The following is a 19,359-nucleotide window of genomic DNA, read 5'->3' as shown; positions in this document are numbered from 1 at the left end:
TCCCTTCCATGGGGTGGGGGGATGGGGGGAACTACCACGCCCTCAGGGTGAGGACGTGGTCTTCTCCGGCGACCAGGTGGAGGGATTCTGCGCCGGAGGAAGTCCGCAGTTCGACGCGTTGGGTGCGGCCCGGCCTGATGACCACGGTGGCGCCGTCACGCGTCCAGGTGAGGTCGAGCTCCGCCCCGAACCGCGTGCGCACCCCGCGCAGCGCGCCGCTGGGGCAGTCGGCCGGCAGCGCGGGCAGCAGCACCAGCCGGTCGGGGGTCGACTGCACGAGCATCTCGATCAGCACGGCGGGCAGGGTGTGCGCGGCGTCGGCGTTGTAGACGTGCCGGTTCGGGTAGTGGGCGCTCATCAGGGAGGCGTGGAAGAAGTCACCGTCCAGGACCTGGCCGAGGGCGTGGGCGACGCGGTCGCCGTCCCTGAGCCGGGCCGCGATGAGGGCGTGGTGCAGGTGACCGTGCGCGGAGTCGTTCTCGGCGCCGCGCAGTTGGAGGGCGCGGTGCGCGGCGGCCGCGAGCTCGGGCGTGTCGTAGGGGGTGATCTCGTCGAGCGGCCAGACGCCGTAGAGGTGGCTGAGGTGGCGGTGGTCGTAGGAGTCCTCCAGGCCCGGCCAGGCCCACTCCGCCAGGGCCCCGTCGGCGTTGATCCGGTGCGCTGGGAGCCGGTCGGCGAGGGCGCGCCAGCGGTCGGCGTCGGGGCCCGGGTGGTAGGCGGCGGCCGTCAGCAGGGAGTGGCGGGCCGCCGAGAGGTCCATGGCGGCGTTGAGGGTGCCCCAGCTCGCGTTGGCGGGGCGGTTCTCGGGTGAGTAGGACGGAACGACGACGAGCCGGCCGTCCTCGTCCGTGCGGGTGAGGAAGTCCTCGTAGAAGAGGGCGACTTCGGCGAGGGTGGCGGCGGTCCGTGGGTCTCGGGTGCCGTGGGTCTCGTCGTGGTCGACGAGCGGCTTGAGCAGCCAGTCGGCGCCGGCGGTCCACAGGTGCAGCGGGTACTCGCGGCTGAAGTGGTACGAGTGGCCCGACTCGCCGTCGGTGTGGGCGGGGGCGACGGCGCCCCGGGTACCGAAGACCGCGCGGGCGTTGTCGCGCCAGTCGGGCAACTGGCGGTGGATCAGCGAGGCGTGGGCCTCCGTGACCTCGGGGAGGGCGGCGGCAGCGGCCGAGGCGGTCTGGAGGTTGAGATTCGCGTCTTGGGTGAACGCGCCCGACCAGGCCGTGTTCCAGTCACCGGTCCACAGTCCGGTCAGGCGGGGCGGGAAGAGGCCGCTCGCGGACAGCAGATGGTAGCGGCCGGCCGCGAACAGGCGCTCCAGCAGGGCGGCGCTGCGCGGCCGCTTCAGCAACTCCGAGCCCGGCAGCGCCCGTTCGGCGGGGTCGGCGGCCAGGTCGAGGGTGACGCGCTCGTAGGCGGCGCGGTGCAGGGCGGCATGGCGGTCGAGGAGCTCGTCGTACCCGATGAGCAGGTCCCGCAGGGCACGCCCCTGCGCCACCACGTCCAGTTCGCCGGTGTGCCGGTGCACTCGGGTGAGGAGCAGCACGGACCGGGCTCCCTCGATGTGCGCGCCGGGGGGCGTGAGGGTCGTCGTGCCGCCCGTGACCGCGAGCAGGGTGACGCCGGTGCAGACCAGGTCGCTGTCCGGGTAGCGGGCGCGCAGGCTCAGCAGGGCGCCCTCGGGGGTGAGGACGGCTCCGTGGCCGACGCCGAGTCCGGTGGGGGCGCCGGGCAGCCGGTGGTCCAGGTCGATGTCGAGGGTGAGGCCGGGACCGCTGACCTGCTGGACGATCACGTCGTCGGCGCGGGAGACGAAGACGCGGCTGGTCCAGCCGGTGCAGGCCGCCCGCACGACACCGGTGGCGAAGTCGACGTCGCGCCGGTAGTCGGGGCTCTCGCCCGGCGAGCGGCGCAGCCGGACCTGGAAGGCCGGGTGGAAGGGCTGCACCCACTGGAGCGGGCGGCCGTCCGTGAAGCTCTCGGCCGCGGTCGTGTCGCCCGCCAGGAGGCGGTCCTGGAGCGCGGGGAGCTCCGCGGCGAGCTGCGGGGGCCGGGGGTCCCTGCCGTTGGGCCGTACCAGGGTGTGGTGGGTGACGACGACCCGCTCATCGTTCGGGTCGCCGAACACAAGGGCGCCGTGGTGGCCGTTGCCGCTCAGAAAGCCGTCCTCCCAGCGCGCGGCCGGGTGCGGCTCCCACGTGCCGTGGACGGGTGCGGAGTCGGTCATGGCCTCAGCACCGCCGCCCCGTAGCGGCCGAGGGTGATCCGGTCGGTGACGGCCGTCCCCGTCAGCAGGTCGTGGTGGGTGCCGGGGACCTCGACGGTCACCGGCTCGCGGCCGTGGTTGAGCACGAACAGCACCTCGCCCCGCAGGACGGCCTCGACCTGCTCGGGCAGCCCGTCGAGCACCGGCCGGACGCCCGCGTCGCCGGCGATCCGGGCCAGCAGCTCGCGCAGGGCCTCGGGCTCCGGGAGCGTGGAGACGTACCAGGCCCGGCCCTTGCGCAGGACGGCGGGCATGCCGTCCAGTTCGCCGCCCTTGTAGCAGGTGGTGTGGTCGGGGTCGGCGGGCTCGATCTCCTCGGACCACAGGGTGCCCCGGAAGCCCTCGCACGCGATGGTCTCCTCCGCGTCCAGCGGCCACCACTCGTGCAGGGTGCGGATGCCGAACAGCTCCCGCAGCCGGGCGTCCATGCCGCCGGGGCGCACCCGGTCGTCCTCGTCGGCGACGCCCGTCAGGAACCCGCAGACGAGGGTGCCGCCGCCGCGGACGTAGGTGAGGAGGTTGTCGATCGCCGCGTCGGTGAGCGCGTACAGCTGCGGCACGACGACGACCGGGTACGGCGTCAGATCATGCTCGGGGTGGGCGAAGTCGGTGGTGAGGTGCGCCTGCCACAGGGCCCGGTGCCAGGCGCGCAGGACGTCCGGGTACTCCACCCGGCTGGACAGGCGGCCGTCGTGAGCGCCCGCCCACCAGGCGTTCCAGTCGTGCAGGACGGCGACGTTCGCGGTGATGTGCCGGCCGGCCACCTGCGGGGCGATCCTCGCCAGGTCGGCGCCGAGCTGCTTGACCTCCTGGTAGGTACGGCCCTCCTCCCCCGCGTGGCTGACCATGCCGGAGTGGAACTTCTCCGCGCCCTGGCGGGACTGACGCCACTGGAAGTAGCAGACCGCGTCGGCGCCCCGGGCCACGGCCTGGAGGGACCACAGCCGGTTGAGGCCGCGCGGCTTGGGGTGGTTCACACCGCGCCAGTTGACCGGACCGGCCGCCTGCTCCATGAGCATCCAGGGCCCGCGTGCCTGGGAGCGGGTCATGTCCTGCACGAGGGCACCGCTCTGGGCGCCGAGCGGGTCGCGCGGGTCCGGGTAGAGGTCGACGGAGACGACGTCCTCCTCCCCCGCCCAGCGCCAGGCGTCCTGCCCGAACCACAGCGGCATGAAGTTGCTGGTGACCGGGGTGTTCGGGGTGTGCCGCCGGACGATGTCCCGCTCGGCGGTGTAACACTCCAGGAGCATGTCGGAGGTGAAGCGCCGGAAGTCCAGGACCTGGGCGGGGTTGCGCATGTAGTGGGGCAGGCGGGGCGGCAGGATGCCGTCCCAGGTGTCGTAGCCCTGGCTCCAGAAGGCGGTGCCCCAGGCCTCGTTGAGGGCGCCGAGCGTGCCGTACTTCTGCCGCAGCCAGCGGCGGAAGGCGGCGGCGGCCTCGTCTCCGTAGTCGAAGGTGCAGTACTCGTTGTTGATGTGCCACATCGTCAGGGCCGGGTGGCCGCCGTAGCGGGCGGCCAGGTCCTCGGTGATGGCGGCGGCGTAGCGCCGGTAGGTGGCGCTGGAGTGCGAGAAGTGCTGCCGGCCGCCCCACCACTCGGTGCGGCCGTCCTCGGTGACGGGCAGGGTGTCGGGGTGCAGCCGGCCCATCCAGGGCGGGGGCGAGGAGGTGGGGGTGGCGAGGACGACACCGATGCCGTTCGCGTGCATCAGGTCCATCAGCGCGTCCAGCCAGCCGAACTCCCGCGCGCCGGGCTCCGGTTCCAGCGTCGACCACGAGAACACCCCGAGGGTGACGGAGTTGACGCCGGCGTCCTTCATCAGCCGGACGTCCTCGTGCCAGGTCTCCCGCGGCCACTGCTCCGGGTTGTAGTCGCCGCCGAAGAGGAGACGGCCTCGGGTCGCGTCACTCAACTCGGGCATCAGGCGGGCTCCCCGTACTGCACGCCACGCCCGTTGGTGGCGATGTAGACCCGGCCGTAGACGCGCGGATCCCCGGCGATGGCGGCGCCGATCCAGCCCCACTGGTGCTGGTCGTCGTTGACCCTGGTCCAGCTCTTCGCCTCGTCGTCGGAGCGGTAGACGGCGGTGATGGTCTCGGTGGAGCCGACCATGTAGACCGCCGGGTAGGAGGCGCCCTCGGCGGCCTTGCCGAAGCCGAGCGTGTACGACGCCCGGCAGCTGCCGACCTTGGTGAAGGCGGCACCGCCGTCGGTGGAGCGGTAGAGCCCGTTCCCCTTCAGGCTCAGCCACAGGTCCCCGGAGCGGCCCGGCGCCGCTGCCAGCTGGAACTCGGTGTCGCCCGAGTTCAGGCCGGTGGCCCGGGCGGTGAAGGTCCGGCCGCTGTCGGTGCTGGCGAACAGGGTGCCGGTGGTGGTGTCGAAGGCGTAGAAGCGCGCCGGATCCACGGGGTCCGCCACCGGGACGGCTCCCTTGGGGAAGGAGGCCACCTCGGACCAGGTGCCGCCGTTGTCCGCCGAGCGGTACCCCGGGTTGCCCGCACCGAAGGACCACAGCAGCACGCCGCCGTCGGCGTTGACGGCGATCGGGCCCGGCGCGGACTTGGCCACGTCCGGCTGCGTCTTGAAGGGGGCCCAGGTCTTGCCGCCGTCGTTCGACCAGGCCCCGTTGCCGTGGTCGCCCCAGCCGGCCCGCACGACGTACGACGGCTTTGCCGCGGCCAGTGCCAGCCCCGTCGCCGTGCCGAACACCGGGTTCGACGCCATGCCGCGCGAGGGGGACGCCGTGAGCCGCTCGTGATACATCACGCCGATGTCCCCGGACCCGCTGATCAGGTGCGCCTCCCCGGCCGGAGGGGAGATCAGCTGGCGGATGGACGCCTCCTCCAGACCGCGGATCTCCGGGGCCCAGTGCTTGAGGTCACGGGTGCCGTAGAGGGTCGCGCCGGTGCCGTAGACGATGTGCTGGGAGTCGTACGGGTCGAGGCCGACGGCCTGGATCCACCAGCCGAACTTGGGCTTGTCGGCGCCCCACTTGAGGTACGGCGTCTCGGAGACGTCGAGGACGGCCCGGTCCTTCAGGGACGTCCAGATGCGGCCGCCGTCGGTGGAACGGAAAACGGTGTCGATGTCGGCCCAGCGGTTGTTGGTGGAGACGACGAGGGTGCCGGGGCGGCGGGCGTCGACGGCGACACCGCCGTAGCCGAAGGTGTCGGCGGACCCGTCGGCCGTGGTGCCGCCGGGCTTGACCGGGGTGACGTCGCTCCATGTCCCGCTGGTGGTGCGCAGCTTGTGCACGCTGCCGTCGGACTGGCCGTTGGGGCCGGGGGCGTCGGCGTACGTCACGTACAGCTCGCGCGTGTGCCGGTCGTACGCGGCCCGGACCGGGACCTTGGCGGCGGTGCCCTTGGGCTGCCCGGGGACGGCCTCCCAGGTGGTGCCGTCGGCGGTCCGGTAGAGGTTCGCGGAGGTGCCGCCGGAGTCGCCCCATCCGGCGTAGACGCTGCGGCCCGCGGCGACGAGGAGGGTGATGCCCTGGCCGGTGGCGCCGGGGGCGGCCGGGAAGCTCACGGCCTTCCAGGTGGCGCCCCGGTCGGTGGACTTGAGCAGCCCGTCGTGCCGGGTGCCGAGCCACAGCGTGTCGCTGTCGCGCGGGTCGACGAGCAGCCGCTCCCCGCAGCCGCGCCCGTCCTCGTTGGCCCCGAGCTTCACGGCGAGGTCGGTGCGCTTCCAGGTGGCCCCCCGGTCCTCGGACCGCAGCACGGCCCCGTTGCCGGCCCAGGACTGCGCGTACGTGCCGAGGGCGAGGTACAGCCGGTTCGGGTGGGCCGGGTCGACGGCCATGGCCTCCACACCGAGCAGGTTCCAGTCGTCCGAGCCGAGGTGGTCGGTCAGCGGGATCCACCGGTCCCTCCGGTCGTCCCAGCGGTAGGCGCCGCCGATGTCGGTCCGGGCGTAGGCGAGGCCGCGGACGGAAGGGTGGAACAGGACACCGGTCACGAACCCGGTGCCGCCCTGGACGACGTTGCGCCAGCGGTAGGCACCACCTGCGGCGGGGGCGGCGGCCTGCGCACGTCCCTGGACCACCGGAAGGGCGGCGACGGCAGTGGTGGCAGCGGTCCCGGCAAGCACGGCTCTTCTGCTCAGGTGGAACGTGCGCATGACATACCTCGGTTCTTAAGGCGCTGGAGGGGCGCGGGGAACTGCGCGGTCAACCACGACGCGGCCGCAGCCAATACACGAGGGACAGCCCTACGGCGAGACTCGGAAAGGGCGTCAGCCCTTCACCGCCCCCGTCAGCATCCCCTTCTTGAAGTGCTTCTGGACGAAGGGCGACAGCACGGCGACCGGCAGCAGGGCCATCACCATGACCGCCATCTGGATGGCCAGCCCCGACAACTGCCCGGTCTTGATGGCCTGGCCCAGACCGACCGGTGCCTCCTGCCGCTGCACGAGCTGGATCATGACGTTCTGCAACGGCATCATGTCCTGCTGGTTCAGATAGATCGACGCGTTGAACCAGGCGCTCCAGTACCCGACGGCGTAGAACAGCGTGATCACCGCGAGCACCGCCCGCGACAGCGGCATGACGATCCGCCAGAGGATCCGGACGTCCCCGGCGCCGTCGATGCGCGCGCTGTCGATGAGTTCCTGGGAGATCCCCATGAAGAAGCCGCGCAGGACCAGGATGTTGAAGACGCTGATCGCGCTCGGCAGGATCAGCGCGAGGTAGGTGTCCGTCAGGCCGAGGGACTGCACCAGCAGGTAGGTGGGGATGAGGCCGGCGCTGAAGAACATGGTCGCCAGCAACGTCATCAGGATCCAGCGGTGGCCGAGGGACTCGCTGCGGGACAGGCCGTAAGCGCACAGGACGGACACCGTCATGGAGAACAGGGTGCCGACCAGGGTGACGAGGATGCTGATGATCGCGGCGCGGGTGACCTGGCCGCCGCTGAGCAGCTCCTGGTAGGCGATGAAGGTGATGCCCTTGGGCACCAGCACCAGGCCGCCCGCCTCGTCGATGGTCTTCCGCGAGGAGAGGCTGGTGACGATCACGATCCACAGCGGGAAGACGACCGCGAGACAGGCGAACGACAGGGCGATGGCCTTGCCCGCGAGGCCGGCCTTCGACGGCTCCTCCTCCCACGCCGGGCGGGGCGGGGCCTGCCACCAGCGGGGCGCCTTCTGCTGCTGGGCCGGCTCGGTGTCCTGGCGCGGCTCCCACATCACGGACGTCATTTCTTGTACACCCCCTGCTCGCCCATGAGGTGGGCCACCTTGTTCGCGGCGAGGACCAGGCCGATGCTGACCACGCCCTTGATGAGACCTGCGGCGGCCGCGTAGCCGAAGTCCTGGTTGCGGACGCCGTTCCACCACACGAAGGTGTCGAGGACCTCTCCCGCCCCCGGCCCGACGCCGTCGCGTTGCAGCAGGATCTGCTCGAACCCGACGGTCAGGGCGTCGCCGACGCGCAGCACGAGCAGCAGCGCGATCACCGGGCGCAGGGCGGGCAGCGTGACGTGCCACATGCGGCGCCAGCGTCCGGCGCCGTCCATCGCGGCGGCCTCGTAGTGGTCCTGCGGAACCGAGGCCAGCGCGGCGAGGAAGACGATGATCCCCCACCCGGCGTCCTTCCACACGCTCTGCGCAGTGAGCAGGAAGGGGAAGGTGTCCGGGTTGGTCATGATGTTGAGGCCGTCGTAGCCGTTCTGCCTGAGCAGCTGGGAGAGCATGCCCGCGCCGCCGAACATCTGCTGGAAGACGGCGATGACCAGCACCCACGAGAAGAAGTGCGGCAGATAGAGAACGGCCTGGGCGACGGCCCGCACCCGGGGCCGGACCACGCTGTTGATGAGCAGCGCGAGCAGGACCGGGATCGGGAAGAACAGCAGGAGCTGGACGAAGAACAGCACCAGCGTGTTCTCGACGGCGTTCCAGAAGGCGGAGTCCTCGAACATCCGCTGGAAGTTCTCCAGGCCCACGAAGGGGCTGTTCAGGATGGAGATGACGCCGTTGTCGCTGATGTAGGGGTCGTAGTCCTGGAAGGCGACGACGTTGCCGAGGATCGGCAGGTAGTTGAAGACCATGACCAGCACGACGGCCGGCAGCGTCATGAGGATCAGGGCACGGTCGCGTCTGAACCTGATCCTGAGGTTCAGCTTGCCCGAGCCTCTCTCCTCCCGGCCGCCGGTGACGTCGTCGGACGCCACCCGGGTCTTCGCCGGCGTGCTGGCCTCGGCGCTGCTCCGAGGCACCGTGCTGTGGGACACGGCTGTTCTCCTTGCCTCAGAGCCTGGTCAGCTCGCCGCCGAGCCGTTCTCGTCGAGAAGCTTCTTGTACCAGTCGCGCAGCTTGTCGCCGCCCTTGCTCTTCCAGTCGGAGACGGCCTGCTGCATGTCGCTGATCTTCTTGTGCCCGCGGATGATGTCGTCCTCGAGCTGCTCGAAGTCGTTGGCGAGATTGATGTAGCGGGAGGGCTCGGTGATCTGCAGACCCCAGAAGGACGACTTCTTGGTGAAGCCCCCCATCCGCTGCTCCCACTCGACCATGGCCTTGGTGATGTCCGGGAAGTCGGGGTAGGCCCTGGTCGCGGCGGGGCTCGCCACCATGACGTAGGCGTTGAGCACCTCGTTGTTGCCCTTGTCGTTCTTGACGGGGACCCCGTCCTTGATCGTGTAGTGGGTGCCCTCGACCCCGTAGTTGGTCATCATCCACTCCTTGGTGCCGTACGGCGCCGCGGTGACGTTGGCGACGGCCAGCACGTCGCGGATGACGGACTCGGAGGCCTTCTTGTTGACGAAGGCGAAGATGCCGGCCGGGTTCTGGGCGTACAGCGTCGGGTCACCGCCGTCGTGGTTCCAGATGTCCATGCCCCAGACCTTGAAGTCGGGGTTCTGGGTGGCCTGCTGGGCCTGCAGCCCCCACCAGTTGGTGATGTTGTTGTTCCAGATCAGGAACTCACCGGCGGCGAACTTGGGGGCGGGGTCGGTCGCCTGGCTCTTGCCCAGCTTGAAGTCGGGGTGGACGACACCGGCGGCGAACAGCTTGCGCGTCCACTCGATGGCTTCCAGGTACTCCGGGGTCTCGATGCGGTTGATCAGCTTGCCGTCGACCAGGTTCCACCACAGCGGCTTCTCGCCGCCGCCGAGCGCGCCGAACGTGTTGAACGCGGTCCACTTCATGTCACCGCAGGCCCACCGCTTGGCCCTGGGGTTGGTGATCTCCTTGCACAGGGCCATGAACTCCTCGGCGGACCGCGGGACTTCGTAGCCCTCCTTGTCGAAGATGTCCTGGCGGTAGAGGGGCACGATGTTCTGCACGGACGGGGCGGGCTGCGGCAGGCCCATCAGCTTGCCGCCGAAGATGGAGCGCTGCCAGGCGTCACTGGGGATCGCCGCGAGGTTCGGGTACTCCTTGACCTTGTCCCCGGACAGGTACGGGCCGAGGTCGGCGAACTTGCTGATGATGGCGCTGGGTATCTTGCCCATCATGTTCCAGCTGGGGACGACGACCACGTCCGGGACGTCGCTGGAGGCGAGGACCGCGCCGAGCTTCTGGTCGTAGGTGTTGCCGTCCTGGTTCCGCCACTGGACGTCGACGCCGATCAGGTCGTTCATCGACGTGTAGTAGGGGTTGTTCTGTTTCGGCGGCGAGCCCCAGAACGGCGACATGATGGTGACCTTGCCGCCCTTGCCGAGCTTCTTCGCGACGGAGGTCTTGAGGGCGTCGCCGTCGAGCTTGGTGGTGAAGCCCATCGACGAGCCGTTCCGGGCCGGGATGTCCGGCTTCACCACGTTGCTGGCCACGTAGCTGGGCAGGATCTTCTTGGCGTCCTTGCCCGACGTGGTGCCGTCCCGCGATCCACTGCCCGACCCGCCGCACGCGGCGAGCAGCGGCATTCCCCCGGCCACCGCTGCGGTGGCGACCGCCGTGGAGGCGAGGAAACTTCTCCGGCTCGGTCCGGAGGAGGCGGAGGCGGCGTTCGGCGTCATTGCGTCAACCCTTCATGGCGCACCAGGACACCCGGCGGTGGGCCGTCGGCTGCGGTGTCTCGAGTGGAACTGGCTGAGCCGAAGCGAGCCTTCGACCCGGAGGGGGCTCCCGTAGTCGAAGCGCTTCGATGTTGCTGTGAGGTTAAGTGAACGCCCAAGGGTGCACAAGGGTCGTCCCCAAACTTCCTCGAAGGCACGAGAGGCGACCGTTCCTCATGCACTGCTTGAAGGGACGGCACTGGTCCCTTGACACCCGACCCTTCGTCGACCCAGCATCGAAGCGCTTCGAAAGAGCCTTGCCGCTCCATCGCAAAGGGATTCCCACGTGACCGCACACCCGCCGCCCAGTCCGCCGTTCCGCGATCCGCGCCTGCCGTTCGCGAAGCGGATCGACGACCTCCTGTCGCGGCTCACGCCGGCGGAGAAGATCGCCTTCCTGCACCAGTTCGCGCCCGCCGTCGAACGGCTCGGCATCGCCGCCTTCCGCACCGGCCAGGAGGCCCTGCACGGCGTGGCGTGGATGGGCCCGGCGACGGTCTTCCCGCAGGCGGTCGGCCTCGGCGCCACCTGGAACCCGGAGCTGGTGCGACGCGTCGGCGACGCCGTGTCCAAGGAGGTCCGCGCGATGCGCGCCAAGGACGACCGCGTCGGCCTCAACGTCTGGGCGCCGACCGTCAACCTGCTGCGCCACCCCCTGTGGGGCCGCAACGAGGAGGGCTACTCGGAGGACCCGAAGCTCACCTCGGCGATCGCCACCGCCTACACGCACGGCCTGCGCGGCGACCACCCCACCTACTGGCGCACCGCGCCCGTGCTGAAGCACTGGCTCGCCCACAACAACGAGACCGACCGGTCCACGACGTCGAGCTCCGTGCGCCCGCGGGTGCTGCACGAGTACGACCTGCGGGCCTTCCGCGAGACCGTCGAGGCGGGCGCGGTGGCCGGGGTGATGCCGGCGTACAACCTGGTCAACGGCCGCCCCAACCATGCCTCCCCCTATCTGGGCGAGCACCTGCGCACCTGGACCGGCGAGGATCTGCTGGTCTGCTCCGACGCGGGCGCGCCGAGCAACCTGGTCGACTCCGAGCACTACTTCGACACGCACGAGGAGGCGACGGCGGCCTCCCTCGTGGCGGGCGTCGACAGCTTCACTGACCACGGCACGGACTCCTCGCAGATGACCGGCCGCCTGCAAAGGGCCCTGGAGCGCGGGCTGCTGACCGAGGCCGACGTCGACACCGCCGTCCGCCGGCAGCTCTCGGTCCGCTTCCGGCTCGGTGAGTTCGACCCGGAGTACGACCCGCACGGCGCCACCAGCGAGTTCGACACACCGGCGCACCGCGCCCTCGCGCAGGAGGCCGCCGAGCAGGCGATCGTGCTGCTCAAGAACGACGGGGTGCTGCCGCTCGCCCCGGACACCCGGGTCGCGGTGGTCGGTCTGCTGGCCGACGAGTGCAAGCTCGACTGGTACAGCGGCACGCTCCTGCACCGCTCGACCCCGCTGGAGGGTCTGTACGAGCGGTTCGGCGCGGAGCGGGTGGAGTTCGCCGAGGGTGCGGACCGGGTCCGGCTGAAGACCTCCACGGGCGCCTTCCTGCACGTACCGGTGGCCGAGGACGCCGCCGACGAGGTGCGCGGCGCCGAGGGCGCGCTGGACCCGGCGCTGCTCGCGGGCCGCACCGACCTGCCCGCGCTCACCACCGACGCGACCGGCACCGAGCTGGCACTGGTCGACTGGGGCGAGGGCGTGCTGACGCTGCGCGCGCCCGACGGGCGCTACCTCTCGGTCGCCGACGACGGCTGCGTCCGCGCCTCCGCCGACCAGCCGGGGGGCTGGGTCGTCCAGGAGACGTTCCGCCTGGAACCGCACGGGAACGGGCACCTCCTGAAGCACCTGGGAACGGGTCGCCACGTGTGTGTCTCCGCCGACGGCGTGAAGGTTGCCGCCGAAGATCCCGAGGTGTTCGAGCTGGTCGTCGCCGAGCGCGGCGAGGAGGCGGTGGCGCGGGCCGCCGCGGCGGCCGACGTGGTCGTGGTGGTGGCGGGCAACGACCCGCACATCAACGGCCGCGAGACCGAGGACCGTACGACCCTGCGGCTGCCCGGGCACCAGGAGCGGTTGCTGCGGGCCGCCCGCGCGGCGAACCCGGCGACCGTGCTGGCGCTGGTCTCCGCCTACCCCTACGCGGTCGACCCGGCGGACCTCCCGGCCGTGCTGTGGACCGCGCACGGCGGCCAGGCGGCCGGCACCGCCCTGGCCCGTGTGCTGGCCGGCGACGTCTCCCCCGCCGGCCGCCTCCCGCAGACCTGGTACGCCGACGACGCCGACCTGCCCGGCCTGCTCGACTACGACGTGATCGGGAGCCGGCAGACGTACCTGTACTTCGAGGGCACGCCCCTGTTCCCCTTCGGGCACGGCCTGTCGTACACGTCGTTCGCGTACGACGGCCTGACGGCCCGGGTGGCGGACGGGTCGGTGCACGTCTCCTTCACGGTCACCAACACCGGTGACGTCACCGCCGACGAGGTCGCGCAGCTCTACACCCGGGCCGTGGACCCGTCCGTGCCGCGCCCCCGCCGCGAGCTGCTGGACCACCGCCGCGTCACCCTCGCCCCCGGCGCGACGGCCCTGAGCTTCGAGGTCCCGCTGTCCGCCTTCGCGTTCTGGGACGTGGCCCAGGACCGGTGGCGTCTGGAGCCGGGCGCCTACGAGCTGCTGGCCGGGGCCTCCAGCGAGGACGTCCGGCTGCGGACGACCGTCACGCTCGACGGCGAGCCCGCCCTGCCGCGCGCGGTCGTCGCGGGTGGGCTGGCGGCGGCCGGCTTCGACGAACACAGCGGCATCGAGATCGTCGACCGTACGAAGGTGTCGGGCGACGCGGTGACTCCGGCGGGCGGGGCGACGGGCGAACTGGTCTACCGGCGCTGCGACTTCGGGCGCGGCATCGCAGGAGTCACGGTGGAGGTGGCCGGCGAGGGCGCGGTCGAGCTGTCCCTCGACGGCGGTCCGGCGCTCGCGGTGCTGTCGACCGCGACGCCCACATCGGGCCCGTACGACTACGTCTCGCTCGGCGCGTCCGTCGCCGCCGCGGGCGTGCACGACGTGCACCTGAGACTGCGCGGCCCGCTGCGGCTCGCGCACGTCGGCTTCTCCGGTTGAGGGTCCGGAGCAGGCCGACGTAACGGAGGGGCCCGGCACCGGAAGGCAACGGTGCCGGGCCTCTTCGCACAGCCTATATGAAAATGGTTCCCATGAGCTAGTGCCGGGGCGTCAGAGGGCGAGGCCGGTGAGGACCATCACGCGCTCGTAGGTGTAGTCCTCCATCGCGAACCGCACGCCCTCCCGGCCCACGCCGGACTGCTTGACGCCGCCGTACGGCATCTGGTCGGCGCGGTAGGACGGCACGTCGCCGACGACGACGCCGCCGACCTCCAGGGCGCGGTGGGCCCGGAAGGCGGTCTGCAGGTCGTGCGTGAACACACCCGCCTGGAGGCCGTACTTGGAGTCGTTGACGGCGGCGAAGGCCTCGGCCTCGCCGTTCACCTTCTGCACGGTGAGGACCGGCCCGAAGACCTCCTCGCAGGAGATGGTGACGTCGGCGGGTACGCCGGCCAGCACGGTCGGCGCGTACGAGGCGCCGTCGCGCTTGCCGCCGGTGAGCAGCGCGGCACCCGCGTCGACCGCCTCCCGGACCCACGTCTCGACGCGCTTCGCGGCGTCCTCGCTGACCAGCGGCCCGACGTCGGTCGCGTCGTCGCTCGGGTCGCCGGTGACCTGGGCCTCGACGGCCGCGACGATGCGCGGCAGCAGCCGGTCGTACACGGAGGCGTCCGCGATGACCCGCTGGACCGAGATGCAGGACTGGCCGCCCTGGTAGTTGGAGAAGGTGGCGATGCGGTTCGCCGCCCGGTCCAGGTCCTCGTCGCTCGCCCAGTCGGCGAGCACGACGGCCGCGCCGTTGCCGCCCAGCTCCAGGGTGCAGTGCTTGCGCGGCACCGAGTCCATGATCGCGTAGCCGACCTTCTCGGAGCCGGTGAACGAGATGACGGGCAGGCGCTCGTCCCGCACCAGGGCGGGCATCTTGTCGTTGGCGACCGGCAGGATGCTCCAGGAACCCGCCGGGAGCTCGGTCTCGGCGAGCAGCTCGCCGATGACCAGGCCGGACAGCGGGGTCGCGGGGGCCGGCTTCAGGATGATCGGCGCGCCGGCGGCGATGGCCGGGGCGACCTTGTGGGCACAGAGGTTGAGCGGGAAGTTGAAGGGCGCGATACCGAGCACCACGCCCTTCGGGAAGCGGCGGGTGAGGGCGAGCCGGCCCTGGCCGCCGAGGTCGGTGTCGAGCCGCTGGGCCTCGCCGCCGTTGAACCGCCGGGCCTCCTCGGCCGCGAACCGGAACACGGACACGGCCCGGCCGACCTCGCCGCGCGCCCACTTGAGCGGCTTGCCGTTCTCGGCGGAGATCAGCCGGGCGATCTCCTCGGTGCGCTCGACGAGGCGCTTGCTGACGTGGTCGAGGGCGGCGGCCCGGACGTGGGCCGGGGTGGCGGCGAACTCGTCCCGCACGGCGTAGGCGGCGGCCACGGCCTCCTCGACCTGCGCGTCGGTCGGCACGCTCACCTTGCCGACGAGCCGCCCGTCCCAGGGGGAGGTGACGTCGAAGGTGTCCTCGCCGGTGGCCTCACGGCCGGCGAGCCAGAAGGCGTGGGTGGAAGTCATAGGGGTTCCGGCCCTTCGGCGTTGGGGGTGGTCCTGTGGTTCGGGACCAACGGTAGGCGCGGGGTGGCCGAACGTCGTTTGTCCGGGGCGTAGCAATAAGGGGCGGGGACACTACGGTTTGGCTACTCGGAGCTGGTCGCCTTGAGGGCGAGCCAGAGTTCCATCCGGGCGTCGGCGTCGTCCAGGGAGCGGCCGAGGATCTCCTCGACCCGGCGCATGCGGTAGCGGAGGGTGTGGCGGTGGACGCCGAGGTCGGCCGCCGCCGCGTCCCACTGGCCGTGCCGGGACAGCCAGGCGCGCAGGGAGGCGACGAGGTCGCCGCGGCCCGTGGCGTCGTGCTCGTACAGCGGCCGCAGCATCCCGTCGGCGAAGGCCCGTACCGCGTCGTCCGCCAGCAGCGGGAGTACGGATCCGGCCGCCATCTGCTCGTGCTCCACGAGGACGCGCCCGCGCCGCCGCGCCACCGACAGCGCCTGCTCGGCCTGCTTGTACGCGGCGGACGCGGCGATGGGCCCGGCCGGCGCCGACAGGCCCACGACCAGCTCGTCCGGCTCGCCGCCCGGCACCTTCTCGCGTACGCCGGCCCGGGCCGACTCCAGTGCTGCCGCGTACTCCTCGCAGGCCGCCGCGGCGGCACCGCCGTCCGCGGCCAGCACCACCAGCCGCTCCCCCTCCGGCACGACGAGGACCGCCTCGCCGGCCCGGGCCGCGGCGGACTCCATGACGTCGGCGAGTGCCGCGAGGGGCTCGCCGTTCGGGTCGGCCGCGGCGAGCGCGGCGGCGGAGGGCCGGTCGACGGCCGGGGCGCCCGAGCGGGCCTCGGCACGGGCCCGCGCGGCCGAGGCCGGCACCCGCTCCGCGACCAGCAGCCGGAACGGCGCGTCCAGCAGCCCGCCGTACAGGTCCCCGGCGACCGCGCGCGCATGGTCCGGCTCCCCGGCCAGCAGCATGCGCAGCACGGCCGCGCCGATCCGCTGCTCGGCCGCCTGGAGGGACCGGGAACGTTCCGTGGTCAGGGTCAGCAGCGCGATGGCCGAGTGGACGGCGTAGCGCTCGGCGGTGCCCAGGGCGGCGGCCGTCCCGACGGCGAGCGCCGCGCGGGGCCGCCGGCCGGTGCCCACGGTGTGCAGCTCGACCCGGTCCTCGTTCTCCGGTCCGCCGACCACCGACGAGGCGGGCGCGGGCCGGTCGCGCAGCCGCTGCACGTCGCCGGTGAGCCGCGCGGCCCGCCGCCCGGCCCACTCCGGCGCCGTGGCGACGACGGCGCCCGAGGCGTCGTACAGCGCCGCCCAGCCGTCGACCTGCGAGGCCAGCGCGGCCAGCAGCCCCTCGGGCCCGCCCGTCTGCGCCTGCCGGGTCAGTTCGCGCTGGGCGGCGAACCCGGCCGTGACGGCGCGGTACTGGTCGGCGGCGATCGCGGCGGACACGGCCTTGCTGATGGCGAGGAACGGCGTGCGGCGCGGCACCTCCAGCAGCGGCAGGCCCTCCTCCTCGGCCGCGTCGACCAGGGCCTTGGGGATCTCCTCGTAGTTGACGCCGACGGCGAAGCCGAGCCCGACCACGCCGGCCCCGACCAGCCGCCGTACGTAGCGGCGCATGGCCTCCGGGTCCTCGGCGTCCAGCTTGAGCGCGGTGACCAGCAGCAGTTCCCCGCCGTCCATGTAGGGGACGGGGTCGGCGAGCTCGCTCACGTGCGCCCAGCGGACCGGCACGTCGAGGCGGTCTTCGCCCGCCCGCACGGTGAGTTTCAGCGCGGAGTGGTGGACGAGCGAGGCGAGCGTCGGGGGCATGAGGCCTTCAGGTCTGCGTCAGGGCGGTGTGATCGTTGTGCTCTTTTGGCCGCCGCGTATGAACGACCTGTGACGATTCTGCCTCACCGTACGGTCCCCGCGTACCGGCACGGCTGGAAGAGGCCAGCCCCTGGCAGCCCCTGACAGCCCGGTGAGTCCGGTAGGCCCGGTGAACCCGGCACATCCGGCGCATCCGGTACATCCGGTACATCCGGTGCATTTGGCGCATCCGGTAAGTCCGGTCAGCCCCGGAGATCCACGAGCAGCGGTGGCGCGTGCTCGCCCTTGACGTCGGTCAGCGACAGAACCGCGTGCCCGGCCGGCACCCCGTGCGCCAGCTCGGAGGCGGACCAGCGCTCCCGCTCGACCTGCCGCACCGTCACCGCCCGCGCGGTCGGGGCCTTGCCGGTGATCACCCGGCGCAGCATGTGGGCGGCCTTGCCCGCGGGCGTCTCCGCGATGATCTGCCGGTCGGTGACGTCCCGGGCCTCGGTCCACTCCTTGCCCCACACCTCGGCGAAGTCCTGCCCGTCCCAGGGGGTGAGGCCCGACAGCGCCATCCGGCACCCCGTGGCCCCGAGCAGGGGCCCGCGCAGGGGCCGGGGGACGTCGTCCAGCGTCCGCAGGGTCAGCACGACGCCGGCGTTGCCGGACCGCAGCCGCTGGATGCCGCGCACGGCCTCGGGCGTCACCACGCCGGTCGCGTCATCGAGCAGCAGACAGGCGAACAGCGACCGGTCCTCCCGTACGGCGGCACTCGCCGTGAACTGCGCGAGCACCAGCCGCGCCAGCATCCGGGAGGCGTCGGCGTGCCCGCGCTCGGGCAGGTCGATCCGCACGCGTACGGGATGGTCGAGGGCCTTGAGGGTGAAGGGACGGGTGGCCCCGGAGGTGTCGAAGAAGGAGGCGAAGGCGGGCCGGTCCAGCAAGGCGACCCGATCCGCGAGCACCCCGCCGACATCACCCGGCTGCCCCATCTGCCGCTCACGGGCATCCAGTTCCCGCAACAGCGACTCCTGCCCGGCCTCCTGGAGCCCCTGCCGCAGCGCCGCCAGCGGCCCCGGCGCCCCGTCCAGCAGCTGCCGCAGCTCCGGCACGGACGGAAAACGCCCGTGCACGGCCCGGAACGGCCCCAGCAACTGCGCGAGCACGGTCGTGGAACGCCGGCTGTCACTGCCCGGATGCGGATCGGCCAGATCCCCGACGAGCGCCTCGGCGAGCACGGCCGCGGCCTCGTCCGGGTCGCCGGTCCCCCCGTACAGATCCAGGTCGTACTCGGACTCCTGGTTCCCGATCCGCACGACGACGTCATACGCGTCGGCCGGCCCGAGCCCGGCCCCCGCAGCCCCGACCACGACGACAGCGGCCCGCCCGGCGAGAGCATGCAGACACAACGACTCGGCGAGCGGCCGCACAACGGCCCCGGTCTTGCCGGATCCGGCGGGGCCGACGGCCACGAGCGAGGTGCCGAGCAGCTCGGGCCCGAGACCGAGCCCCGCGCCACGGTAGGTGTAGGGATTTCGGGCGTCGTCCACGGTGGTCCCGATCCTGACCTGGCCGGTGACCAGGTCGTGCCGGGCGAGCCGGGCGGGCAGGTCACGCTCTCCGGAAGGGTGTAGGCAGGCGGCGGCGCCGTCCCGCAGGACCGTGGAACTGAAGGTGGCGAGGCTGTGCCGTCCCGTGCGCACGCCCTGCCAGGCACGGAGGATCCGGGCATGGTCGACGTCCCGCATGAGCCCGGAGCGGGCCTCGGCGGCGAGCCGCTCGGCGGCGTCGACGGCTCCCGCTGCGCGGAGTTCGTTCCACTGGGCCGGGTCGTCCTGGTCGGCCGGCTGCGCCTCCCGGGACTCCGGCCGGCGGAAACGGGGAACGACGAAGCGGCGCCAGACCTCCCCCCAGCGGCCGAGCCGAGCCACCCCGACCATGATCGCCAGGGCGACGAGCAGCTCGTACCCCTGGTACACCACGAACGTGCCGGTCTCGCCGATGGCACTGTCGGCGCCGCGCCAGGCGTCGGGAACGATCAGATCGAACGGCACCCACCACCAGTTGCCGAGGTAGCCGTTCTGCAGCAGCGACCAGATCAGCCATCCCACCAGGAAGGCGATCAGCGCCCCGCTCAGCAGCTGCCGCGTGGGGATCTCCTCCGGCTCCTCCGCCGGCCGCGGCCGATGCCCGAACCGCCACACGCCGGGCGGCGCCTCGGGCCGGGGCGTACGCAGCCACGTCAGAAAGGAGGACCCGTCCGGCATCGGAGGCACCCCGGGCGCCCGGGTCGGCCGGGGCGGCACACCGGATCCGTCCGGCGGCGCACTGTCGAAGCCGTTGGGCGGCGCGCTGTGGCCGTCCGGCGGCAACCCGGGCACCTCCGGCGGCCCCGCCGGACGCGGCACCGGGTTCGCATGCGTACCCCGCGCCTCCTGCGTCCCGTCGCTGTCCATCGCCCTTGCCCCCTGACCAGCCGCTCCGTCCACCATCAGCGAGCCAATCTAACGCCCTCCCCTGGGGAGTTCACCGCTTACACGGCCGGGGTGTGGGCACCAGCCCACAAGACCGCCATGTCCACCCCGGACAAGCCGCCTCTTCGACAACGCCCACATGGAGCATGCCCACCCCCCTCCCCCCGGCCTAGCCTGCGAGAA

At 72.2% G+C, this 19,359-nt stretch carries 10 protein-coding genes; 1 reads left to right on the top strand and 9 read right to left on the bottom strand.

Annotated elements, in window-relative coordinates; genetic code table 11:
* Positions 1-31 precede the first annotated feature (31 nt).
* From QF034_RS29555 to QF034_RS29530, 6 genes are all read right to left on the bottom strand, one after another.
* Positions 32-2,221 carry a glycosyl hydrolase family 95 catalytic domain-containing protein gene (locus QF034_RS29555; RefSeq protein ID WP_307177756.1) on the bottom strand — a complete coding sequence of 730 codons (2,190 nt, stop codon included), beginning with the start codon at positions 2,219-2,221 and terminating at the stop codon, positions 32-34.
* Entirely contained in the window at positions 2,218-4,182 is a 1,965-nt protein-coding gene (locus QF034_RS29550; RefSeq protein WP_307177755.1) for a beta-galactosidase, read from the bottom strand. The genes QF034_RS29555 and QF034_RS29550 overlap by 4 nt, the downstream gene beginning before the upstream one ends.
* The gene (locus QF034_RS29545; RefSeq protein WP_307177754.1) at positions 4,182-6,380 is read right to left on the bottom strand and encodes an exo-alpha-sialidase; all 2,199 of its coding nucleotides are present in this window, start codon (positions 6,378-6,380) and stop codon (positions 4,182-4,184) included. The genes QF034_RS29550 and QF034_RS29545 overlap by 1 nt, the downstream gene beginning before the upstream one ends.
* Positions 6,381-6,494: 114 nt before the next feature.
* Positions 6,495-7,457, bottom strand: a complete 963-nt coding sequence (locus tag QF034_RS29540) for a carbohydrate ABC transporter permease (protein WP_307177753.1) — start codon at positions 7,455-7,457, stop codon at positions 6,495-6,497.
* Complete coding sequence (locus tag QF034_RS29535) at positions 7,454-8,488, bottom strand: ABC transporter permease (RefSeq protein WP_307177752.1); 1,035 nt, start codon at positions 8,486-8,488, stop codon at positions 7,454-7,456. The genes QF034_RS29540 and QF034_RS29535 overlap by 4 nt, the downstream gene beginning before the upstream one ends.
* 27 nt (positions 8,489-8,515) lie before the next feature.
* Positions 8,516-10,210, bottom strand: coding sequence for an extracellular solute-binding protein (locus QF034_RS29530; RefSeq protein ID WP_307177751.1), 1,695 nt, complete (start codon positions 10,208-10,210; stop codon positions 8,516-8,518).
* Between the two features lie 325 nt (positions 10,211-10,535).
* On the opposite strand from QF034_RS29530, the gene QF034_RS29525 reads away from it, so the two are divergent.
* A complete protein-coding gene (locus tag QF034_RS29525; RefSeq protein ID WP_307177750.1) occupies positions 10,536-13,370 on the top strand; it encodes a glycoside hydrolase family 3 C-terminal domain-containing protein in 2,835 nt (944 codons plus the stop codon).
* Between the two features lie 111 nt (positions 13,371-13,481).
* Here the strand turns inward: QF034_RS29525 and QF034_RS29520 are convergent, their stop codons facing one another.
* The 3 genes from QF034_RS29520 to QF034_RS29510 form a co-directional block, all read right to left on the bottom strand.
* Positions 13,482-14,927 carry an aldehyde dehydrogenase family protein gene (locus tag QF034_RS29520; RefSeq protein ID WP_307177749.1) on the bottom strand — a complete coding sequence of 482 codons (1,446 nt, stop codon included), beginning with the start codon at positions 14,925-14,927 and terminating at the stop codon, positions 13,482-13,484.
* 122 nt (positions 14,928-15,049) lie between these two features.
* Positions 15,050-16,717: a PucR family transcriptional regulator gene (locus tag QF034_RS29515; RefSeq protein ID WP_307177748.1), complete on the bottom strand. Its 1,668-nt coding sequence runs from the start codon at positions 16,715-16,717 to the stop codon at positions 15,050-15,052.
* Positions 16,718-16,959: 242 nt separating this feature from the next.
* On the bottom strand, positions 16,960-19,158 hold the full coding sequence (locus tag QF034_RS29510) for an ATP-binding protein (RefSeq protein ID WP_307177747.1): 2,199 nt from the start codon (positions 19,156-19,158) through the stop codon (positions 16,960-16,962).
* Positions 19,159-19,359: the final 201 nt, after the last annotated feature.

Source organism: Streptomyces africanus (genome assembly GCF_030816955.1).
GTDB lineage: Bacteria > Actinomycetota > Actinomycetes > Streptomycetales > Streptomycetaceae > Streptomyces > Streptomyces africanus.
This window is presented reverse-complemented; position numbering and strand designations above follow the sequence as displayed.

Bases quoted from the DNA above. Each gene is read 5' to 3' on its own strand.
- QF034_RS29555 (WP_307177756.1), bottom strand. From the start codon at position 2,221: ATGACCGACTCCGCACCCGTCCACGGCACGTGGGAGCCGCACCCGGCC.
- QF034_RS29550 (WP_307177755.1), bottom strand. From the start codon at position 4,182: ATGCCCGAGTTGAGTGACGCGACCCGAGGCCGTCTCCTCTTCGGCGGC.
- QF034_RS29545 (WP_307177754.1), bottom strand. From the start codon at position 6,380: ATGCGCACGTTCCACCTGAGCAGAAGAGCCGTGCTTGCCGGGACCGCT.
- QF034_RS29540 (WP_307177753.1), bottom strand. From the start codon at position 7,457: ATGACGTCCGTGATGTGGGAGCCGCGCCAGGACACCGAGCCGGCCCAG.
- QF034_RS29530 (WP_307177751.1), bottom strand. From the start codon at position 10,210: ATGACGCCGAACGCCGCCTCCGCCTCCTCCGGACCGAGCCGGAGAAGT.
- QF034_RS29520 (WP_307177749.1), bottom strand. From the start codon at position 14,927: ATGACTTCCACCCACGCCTTCTGGCTCGCCGGCCGTGAGGCCACCGGC.
- QF034_RS29515 (WP_307177748.1), bottom strand. From the start codon at position 16,717: ATGCCCCCGACGCTCGCCTCGCTCGTCCACCACTCCGCGCTGAAACTC.
- QF034_RS29510 (WP_307177747.1), bottom strand. From the start codon at position 19,158: ATGGACAGCGACGGGACGCAGGAGGCGCGGGGTACGCATGCGAACCCG.